Origin of the sequence: Herminiimonas fonticola, assembly GCF_040395855.1 — a bacterium.
Lineage (GTDB): Bacteria > Pseudomonadota > Gammaproteobacteria > Burkholderiales > Burkholderiaceae_D > Oxalicibacterium > Oxalicibacterium fonticola_A.
Window position 1 is genome coordinate 1 of sequence record NZ_JBEBPO010000094.1, and the last position, 8,758, is coordinate 8,758.

The 8,758-nt window shown below is 55.1% G+C and carries 6 protein-coding genes; 1 reads left to right on the plus strand and 5 read right to left on the minus strand.

Going from position 1 to position 8,758, the window contains the following annotated elements; translation table 11 throughout:
• Window positions 1-282: 282 nt before the first annotated feature.
• The 4 genes from ABWP27_RS10780 to ABWP27_RS10795 form a co-directional block, all read right to left on the minus strand.
• Window positions 283-2,187: a propionate--CoA ligase gene (locus ABWP27_RS10780; protein WP_353156529.1), complete on the minus strand. Its 1,905-nt coding sequence runs from the start codon at window positions 2,185-2,187 to the stop codon at window positions 283-285.
• A gap of 101 nt (window positions 2,188-2,288) precedes the next feature.
• Window positions 2,289-3,740, minus strand: coding sequence for a bifunctional 2-methylcitrate dehydratase/aconitate hydratase (locus ABWP27_RS10785; protein ID WP_353156532.1), 1,452 nt, complete (start codon window positions 3,738-3,740; stop codon window positions 2,289-2,291).
• Window positions 3,741-3,795: 55 nt separating this feature from the next.
• A complete protein-coding gene (gene prpC, locus ABWP27_RS10790; RefSeq protein ID WP_353156534.1) occupies window positions 3,796-4,947 on the minus strand; it encodes a bifunctional 2-methylcitrate synthase/citrate synthase in 1,152 nt (383 codons plus the stop codon).
• A 35-nt stretch (window positions 4,948-4,982) separates the two neighbouring features.
• Window positions 4,983-5,864: an isocitrate lyase/PEP mutase family protein gene (locus ABWP27_RS10795; protein WP_353156536.1), complete on the minus strand. Its 882-nt coding sequence runs from the start codon at window positions 5,862-5,864 to the stop codon at window positions 4,983-4,985.
• 235 nt (window positions 5,865-6,099) lie between these two features.
• Here ABWP27_RS10795 and prpR point away from each other — a divergent pair, with 235 nt between their 5' ends.
• Window positions 6,100-7,752 (plus strand): propionate catabolism operon regulatory protein PrpR, encoded by a 1,653-nt coding sequence (gene prpR, locus ABWP27_RS10800; protein WP_353156537.1) that lies wholly within the window; start codon window positions 6,100-6,102, stop codon window positions 7,750-7,752.
• A 147-nt stretch (window positions 7,753-7,899) separates the two neighbouring features.
• On the opposite strand, the gene ABWP27_RS10805 is transcribed toward prpR, so the two are convergent.
• A complete protein-coding gene (locus ABWP27_RS10805) occupies window positions 7,900-8,337 on the minus strand; it encodes a YbaN family protein (RefSeq protein ID WP_353156539.1) in 438 nt (145 codons plus the stop codon).
• Between the last annotated feature and the right edge of the window lie 421 nt (window positions 8,338-8,758).

Sequence of the window (8,758 nt, forward strand, 5' to 3'; positions counted from 1 at the left end):
GTTTGCACGCACAGGCCAAACTGCTGCGCGATGCCATCGATTCCGTCCTGAGTACAGAAAGCGGACGTACCGTCGATCTGGGCGGCACCGTATCGACTTCCAAATATGGCGATCTGCTGATCGAACGTATTCGCGATTCAAAATAATCAGCCGCTGTATTCGGGCTGTATTTGGCTTGTATTTGTGAGGCGTTGAAAACAGGACAAAAGCGCATCGTGCGGAACAGGCACGATGCGCTTTTTAATTTCAGTTGCCGCTTAACGCTCCCGGCTGAACCGTACTCTACGCTGTTATCAGTGCTGTGCGTATCTGCTGCAAGGCCGCCGGATCTTCTATCACCGATAAATCGCCGGGATCACGCCCTTCGCAAATTGCCTGAATCGAGCGTCGCAACAGCTTGCCGGAGCGCGTCTTGGGCAAGGCACTGACAAAGTACACATGCGATGGCCGGCCTATGGATCCCAGTCGCTTATCCACCACTTTCATGATTTCAGCTTCCAGCTTTTTCGCCTCCTCGGGGTTTGATGCCAGCACTGCATTCTTGAGGATGACAAAAGCGACAGCGCACTGTCCCTTGATTGGGTTTTCGACACCGACGACCGCGACTTCCGACACATTGCCATGGCTGGAAATGCTTTCTTCGATTTCGCGCGTGCCTAGCCTGTGTCCGGCGACATTGATGACGTCATCCGTGCGGCCGAGGATAAAGTAATAACCGTCGGCATCGCGTATGCCCCAGTCGAAGGTCGAATACGCTTCGCGTTTGTAATTGCGCCAGTAAGTGTTGACGAAGCGCTGGTCGTCGCCGTACAGGGTTTGCAGGCAACCAGGTGGCAATGGTCCTTCGATGACGACGACGCCTTTTTCATTGGCTACGCATTCTTCGCCGCTGACTTCGTTGATGATCTTCGTCTTGTAACCGTACAGGGGTAAACCGGGACTGCCTGAGCGAGTGGGCTTGTCGCCTACGCCTTTGGCGATCGAGATGATGGGCCAGCCGGTTTCGGTCTGCCAGTAATTATCGATGACAGGTACACCCAGCACGCCGGATATCCACTCGGAAGTGGTTTGATCCAGCGGCTCACCCGCCAGATAGAGTGCCTTGAGCGACGATAGATCGTGTTTCTTCAACAGTTCCAGCGGCTGCTTCTTCAGCACACGAATGGCGGTCGGGGCTGACGACATGCGCGTGACTTTGTACTTTTCAACGATACTCCACCAGATGGATGCATCCGGCCGGATCGGCAGTCCTTCATATAAAACGGTCGCCATGCCTGCCAATAAGGGTCCGTAAATAATGTACGAGTGGCCGACCACCCAGCCGATATCCGAAGTGCAGAAAAAAGTTTCACAGGCTTTGCCGCAAAAAATCAAATCCATGGAGGTGGTCAGCGCCACCGCATAACCGCCGACATCGCGCAACACACCTTTCGGTTTGCCGGTGGTGCCTGAGGTGTAGAGGATGTAGGACGGTGCATTGGATTCCAGCCATACCACCGGCACTGCTGCATCCATATGTTTTTCACGCAGCGCGGCGTAATCGACATCGCGTCCTGCGACTGTCTTCATGGGAGCAAGGCCGCGGTTAACCATCAATACATGCGTCGGCTTGTGTTGCGCCAGCACGATCGCTTCATCGAGCAGTGATTTGTAAGGCGTCACGTGGCAGCCGCGTGAACCGGCATCGGCCGAGAGAATCAATACCGGTGTTGCGTCGTCGATGCGGGTGGCGAGACTGTTCGATGCAAAACCGCCAAACACCACCGAGTGGATTGCACCTATGCGCGCGCAGGCCAGCATGGCGAACGCAGCCTCGGCAACCATGGGCATGTAAAGCAGTACGCGATCGCCTTGCCTTACACCTAGCGATTGCATTATCGCAGCGCAGCGATTGACCTCCGCATGCAATTGCGCAAATGTATAGACAGTCTCGGTTTCGGTTTCAGTGGAGATGGCGATCAATGCCGGTTGATCAGCGCGCGTTGCCAGGTGTCGGTCCACGGCGTTGTAACAAAGATTGGTTTCGCCGCCGACAAACCATTTGGCGAATGGCGGCTTGTCGTAGTCCAGTGTGCGCGTGAACGGCTTATGCCATTCAATGCGCTGTGCCTGCTCAGCCCAGAAGGTGTGCGGATCGTCGATCGAGCGACGGTAAAACGCATCGTATGCAGCGGCATCGAAATTCATGAGTTCCCTCCAGCCAGATAAAAATACAATTTCTGTAATGTTATTTTTATAGTGCGGCAGCTCATCCCGGCGTACCTGCCGGGATGAGCTGTACAGCAGGGCTAGATCACATACAAATCCACATATTCGTGAACCGGCATCGCTTCCAGTTTTTTCTGATCCAGGGAAATATCCAGAATTTTCTGTTGTTGCCTGGCGGGGAACTGCCGTGCCAGATTGATCTTGAACTTGGCTTCCAGCAGTGGAATGCCTTCCTTGCGGCGACGTGCATGGCCGACCGGATATTCGACGACGATTTCCTTCAGCTTCTTGCCGTCCTTGAATTCGATTGTCAGTGCATTTGCAATCGAGCGTTTCTTCGGATCGTGATAATCCTTGGTGAAAGCAGGGCCTTCCACGCACACGATCTTGTCGCGCAGCACATCGATACGCTTGTCGCTGGCGATATTGTCTTCATAGTCGGATGCAGTCAGGCGGCCGAAGATCAGCGGCACGGCAACCATGTACTGGATGCAGTGATCGCGGTCAGCCGGATTATCGAGCGGACCTTTTTTGTCGATGATGCGTATGCAGGCTTCGTGCGTGCGTATGGTGATCTTTTTGATGTCTTCGATTTTTTTGCCGGCTTTAGTCAGCTCGGCATGCAGCGTCATTGCTGCCTCAACCGCCGTTTGCGAATGAAATTCTGCCGGGAAGGAAATCTTGAACAGCACGTTTTCCATCACATACGATTCATATTTGCGCTGGAACTTGAAGGGCTGGCCTTTGAACAGCACATCGTAGAAGCCCCAGGTCTTGGCGGTCAGCACCGATGGATAACCCATCTCGCCGGTCTTTGCGATCAGCGCGAGTCGTACCGCGCGTGAAGTTGCATCGCCGGCCGCCCATGATTTGCGCGAACCGGTATTCGGTGAATGGCGATAAGTCCGCAATGACTGGCCATCGACCCAGGCTAGAGACACCGCATTCAGAATTTCATCGCGCGTCAGGCCCAGCATTTCTGCCACGACCGCAGTCGAGGCCACCTTGACCAGCACTACGTGATCGAGGCCGACTTTGTTGAATGAATTTTCCAGTGCGATGCAACCTTGAATTTCATGTGCCTTGATCATGCCGGTCAGCACGTCTTTCATAATCAGCGGTTTCTTGCCGGCAGCGACAGCATTGCGCGACAACCAGTCGGCAGTGGCGAGGATGCCGCCCAGATTGTCGGATGGATGACCCCATTCTGCCGCCAGCCAGGTGTCGTTGAAATCCAGCCAGCGGATCATCATGCCGATGTTGAATGCTGCCTGTACCGGATCAAGCTGGAATTGCGTGCCCGGTACTTTCGCGCCATTCGGAACGATCGTGCCCGGCACAATCGGCCCCATCAATTTTTTGCATGCCGGATATTCCAACGCTTCCAGGCCGCAACCCAGCGTATCGATCAGGCAATTGCGCGCGGTGTCGTAGGCAAGTTTGGAAGAAATTTTGTACTTGGTGACGTAGTCAACGATATCGACCAATACCTTGTCGTGTTTAGGACGGACATTTGAAATATGAGCAGACATGAGATTCCCGTGATCGTAGGTAATTAGGAATGAAACGATAGGCGAGGCATGGCGCTTATTTGCGCTTGGCTAGCGGAACGAAAGCCAGATCTTCCGGGCCGACATAATGTGCGGACGGGCGGATGATCTTGTTGTCTATGCGTTGCTCGATGATGTGCGCGGCCCAGCCGGAAGTGCGCGCGATCACGAACAGCGGCGTGAACATCGCCGTCGGCACGCCCATCATGTGATACGACACCGCCGAGAACCAGTCCAGATTGGGAAACATTTTCTTGACGTCCCACATCACGGTTTCCAAACGTTCGGCGATGTCGAACATTTTCAGCGAGTCGGCATCCCTGGATAGCGTGCGTGCGACTTCCTTGATGACTTTATTGCGCGGGTCGGCAATCGTGTAGACAGGATGACCGAAGCCGATCACGACTTCCTTGTTCTCAACGCGGCGCTTGATGTCGGCTTCTGCTTCGTCCGGGCTCTCATAACGTTTTTGAATTTCAAATGCGAATTCATTTGCGCCGCCGTGCTTGGGGCCGCGCAAGGCGCCGATCGCGCCGGTAATGGCGGAATACATATCGGAGCCGGTGCCGGCAATCACGCGAGCGGTGAAGGTGGAGGCATTGAATTCGTGTTCGGCATACAGAATCAGCGAAGTGTGCATCGCTTTTTCCCACAGCGCGGATGGCTTTTCGCCGTGCAGCAAATGGAGGAAGTGTGCGCCTATCGAGTCGTCATCGGTTTCAACTTCGATGCGCTTACCGTGGTTACTGTAGTGATACCAGTACAGCAGTATCGAACCCAGAGATGCCATCAATCTGTCTGCGATATCGCGTGCGTCAGGCGCATTGTGATCGTCTTTTTCCGGCAGCATGCAGCCGAGTACCGATACGCCGGTGCGCATCACGTCCATCGGATGTGATGCTGCCGGTAGCCATTCCAGCGCTGCCTTGACGTTGGCAGGCAAGCCGCGCATGGATTTCAATTTGGTTTTGTAGGCTTTCAGTTCCGGTGCGGTTGGCAGTTTCCCGTGCACGAGTAAATAAGCGATTTCTTCAAACTCGCAACTATCGGCGATATCCAGAATGTCGTAACCACGGTAGTGCAAGTCGTTACCGGTCTTGCCGACAGTACAGAGTGCGGTATTGCCGGCGGTCACGCCGGATAGTGCGACTGATTTTTTCGGTTTGAAACCTGCAGCTTGTTCACTCATGTCTGTCTCCTTATGCATTCGGGGCCATCACGGGATTACTTGTCGGCGTATTTCTTTTCCAGTTGATCGAAGTAGGGTTTGTTGACCAGGCGCTGCCGTTCGCTGAACGGACTGACCAGATGTGGGTCTTCATCCAGGCGATGCGTGTCGCGTAAGACTGTGAGTGCTTTTTGCATGCCGGCGACTGCCCCTTGCAGCGCGGCATTTGCGTACAGCACGATGCCGTAGCCAAGTACGGCGAGTTCATCGGCGTTGAAGATGGGCGTCTTGCCACCTATCACCAAGTTGACCAGTTGCGGCTTGTCCAGTGCTTGCGGCAGGCGGCGTATTTCATCTGCAGTTTCTGTCGCTTCAACGAACAGGATGTCGGCGCCAGCCTCGCTGTAACGTGCTGCGCGTTCCAGCGCATCTTCAAAGCCGTGCACGCTGCGCGCATCGGTGCGCGCCATGATCAGCATGCCTTCATCGCTACGGGCATCGACGGCAGCGTGGATTTTGCCGACCATTTCTGCGCATGAAATAACTTCCTTGCCATTGAAGTGGCCGCAGCGCTTGGGGGAAACCTGGTCTTCCAGTTGCACGGCGTCAGCGCCAGCACGTTCGAGTGTGCGTATGGTGTGACGTACATTCAAGGCATTGCCGAAGCCGGTGTCGGCATCGACGATGATGGGGATATCGACCGCATCGCGTATGCGTGCAGTGTGGTCGGCCAGTTCATTGAGGCCGATGAAACCTTGATCAGGCAAACCGAGGTACATATTGGTCACGCCAGCGCCGGTGATATAGAGCGCTTCGAAACCCAGGTCGGCAATTACACGTGCCGACAGCGCATTGAACGCACCCGGCACCAGCAGGCCGCGCCGGGCATACACCTTGTCGCGCAACACTTGCTTGCTGCTTTTTGACTGACTGCTCATTGAATATCCTTTTGCCGAGGTGTTTCATGACGGTGCCTGCTTTTCATATTCGCAATGGGCGTGCCATGCTGTGTCTGACGCATTCATCTGGGAAGGAAATCTTGATGGTGAACAATAAATTCATTTCAAATCAAATGCTTGAGAGTTTTTGCCGTTTGCTGTAGGGATAGGCAGAATCTGCGCAGCATCCAAAAGCCGTGTTACATTTGAAACGTTTGAAACGCACGAGTGAAACATGAAACGTTCGTCCTCTCCTTTTCGCGACAATGCCGACAAGCCTGTCATCTGGACCGTATCGATTTCGCGTTTGTTCGAGTTATTCCGCGACATCACGCTGGAGTTCGACGATCAGGCCGACATCGAACCGATACACCTGGGCTTTGAGGATGCGGTGCGCCACATCCGTGAACGTCTGGCGACCGAACGTTGCGATGCCGTAATTGCTGCCGGCTCGAACGGTGCCTATCTGAAAAGCCGTTTGTCGGTGCCCGTCATCATCGCCAAGGCCAGCGGCTTCGATGTAATGCAGGCATTGGCGCGTGCGCGCAAGATCACGCCGGATATTGGCCTGATCACTTATCAGGAAACCATGCCGGCGCTGGCCGAGTTCCAAACCACCTTCGGCCTGAATATTGCGCAACGCACTTATGTGACGGAAGAAGATGCGCGTGCACAAATCAATGAATTGAAAAGCGCCGGCATCAAAGCCATCGTCGGTGCCGGACTGATCACCGACCTGGCTGAAGAAGCCGGCCTGAGTGGCGTCTTCGTTTATTCCTCCGCATCGATACGCCAGGCATTTGAAGATGCGCTGGAACTGGCGCGGCTGACGCAACTGGAAGCGACGCGCGGCCGCAGCTTCCCGGTGGCCGATACCTTGCGCGCCAAACATCACATCAAGGATTTGCGCGGCGACTCTGCTGCGATGGAAAGCGTGCGGCAATCGGTCACGCTATTCGCCAAATCGCCTGCCACGGTATTGATCCAGGGTGAAACCGGCACCGGCAAGGAGCTGGTGGCGCAAGCGATGCACCGCGCCCATCCGCTGATGCAGGGCAAGACCCAGGCTGGCCACCCTTTCGTCGCCGTCAACTGCGGCGCCTTGGCGGAGTCGTTATTGGAGGCTGAATTATTCGGCTATGAAGAGGGTGCGTTTACCGGCTCGCGTCGTGGCGGACGTGCGGGTTTGTTTGAGGCTGCGCATCGCGGCACCTTGTTTCTGGATGAAATCGGCGAGATGCCGCTGTCTTTGCAAACACGCTTGTTGCGCGTGCTGGAAGAGCGTGAAGTGGTGCGTGTCGGTGGCACGCGGCCGATTCCTGTCAGCGTGCGCATCATCAGCGCGACGCATTGCGATCTGGATGCGCGCGTCAAAGAAGGGCGCTTCCGCGCAGACTTGTTTTATCGCCTGAGTGTATTGCGCCTGAGTTTGCCCCCTTTGCGTGAACGTCCCGAAGATGTGCCCGTACTGACCGAATGGTATTTAAAAAACGCACTGGCATCGCTGGATATCAGGCCGCACGCCAATTTGCATGCAGAGATATTGACTTGCCTGCCCTTGCTGGCGTCGTATGCCTGGCCGGGCAATGTACGCGAACTGCGCAATTTGATGGAGCGCCTGGCCTTGTTTTTGGCGGCGGCGCCATTGCAGGCGCTGACGCCGGCCTTCCTGAAAAGTATTGCACCGGAATTGTCTGCGTTGCTCAACGATGTGATTGCTGTGGCGTCTCATGATGTCCTGGCACAGGAAAAAACAGAAACGCTGCAGCAAGTATTGCAGCGTCACCACGGCAATCGTGAAGCGGCGGCAAATTATCTGGGCATCAGCCGCACCACCTTGTGGCGCAGACTGCAGGTTGCGGACAACGCAGATGGCAAGCCAGATTAAAAAAGCGAGCTCTTTAACAAGCTACGGCGATTTTCTGATTGAACGGATCCGCGACTCAAAATAATTTGTCGCTGTATCCGGCTTGTATTGGTGAGGTGTTGAAAACAGGATGTAAGCGCATCGTGCGGAACAGGCACGATGCGCTTTTTATTTCAGTTGCCGGTTTGGCGTACTGGTATCCACGCGCGTAGGTATGCGCAGTACGACCAGCGCGCCTATGCCGCCGAGCAGCAGCAGTGCGCCCTGCACCCACGGACGATCGGAGAATGCCCAGATCGAAAAAGAAATGGTCAGCGCCATCGTGCCCACGGCCAGATATTTGGTGCCGCGCGTGAGGCTGCGATGCCGTTCCCAGTTACGCAGCATCGGCCCGAGCAGGCGGTGTTGCAACATCCAGCGATGTACTCGTGGCGACGCCTTGGCGAAACAGGCTGCCGCCAGCAATACAAAAGGCGTGGTCGGCAGGCCGGGCAGGAAAATGCCGATCACGCCCAGCAACAGGGCCAATCCGCCAGCCAGGCCGTACAGCAGTCTGGCCACGCGGGATCGGGATTGCTGCGGTTTGCCAGTGTGTTCCGGACTCATGCAGGCAAGCGGCGGAGACGTCTGGCGATCGCATCGACAGCAGGTGTGCAAGGAACGACGTGATAGTGATGGAGCATGCGATCTCTTGTATTGAAGCGGGGGAATGCAAGCAAGAATACCTGTCTTTGCAAAGCTGCGTCCAACTCGGGCTGCCGGTGGCGACTTTTGCTCTGCGAGTGGAGTTGATATTTGCTCACAAATGATAATAATTCTCATTTATAATGAGATTTTACTTCCCGTAGAGAGTGCGGGAAATAAACAGGGAGTTCATTCGGCAATGCGAACCGCGCGCATGCAATCTGGTCGTGGCCGGCAATGGCAGTAGAGCTGCGTATTTCCGCTGTGTCAATGTGATGTGTGCAGCAGTGGTTGAGCAAGGTGAAGGAGCAGAATCATGAGCAAGTCCCGCAACAGTTTCAAC

Bases quoted from the DNA above. Each gene is read 5' to 3' on its own strand.
- ABWP27_RS10805 (WP_353156539.1), bottom strand. From the start codon at position 8,337: ATGAGTCCGGAACACACTGGCAAACCGCAGCAATCCCGATCCCGCGTG.
- ABWP27_RS10780 (WP_353156529.1), bottom strand. From the start codon at position 2,187: ATGAATTTCGATGCCGCTGCATACGATGCGTTTTACCGTCGCTCGATC.
- prpC (WP_353156534.1), bottom strand. From the start codon at position 4,947: ATGAGTGAACAAGCTGCAGGTTTCAAACCGAAAAAATCAGTCGCACTA.
- prpR (WP_353156537.1), top strand. From the start codon at position 6,100: ATGAAACGTTCGTCCTCTCCTTTTCGCGACAATGCCGACAAGCCTGTC.
- ABWP27_RS10795 (WP_353156536.1), bottom strand. From the start codon at position 5,864: ATGAGCAGTCAGTCAAAAAGCAGCAAGCAAGTGTTGCGCGACAAGGTG.
- ABWP27_RS10785 (WP_353156532.1), bottom strand. From the start codon at position 3,740: ATGTCTGCTCATATTTCAAATGTCCGTCCTAAACACGACAAGGTATTG.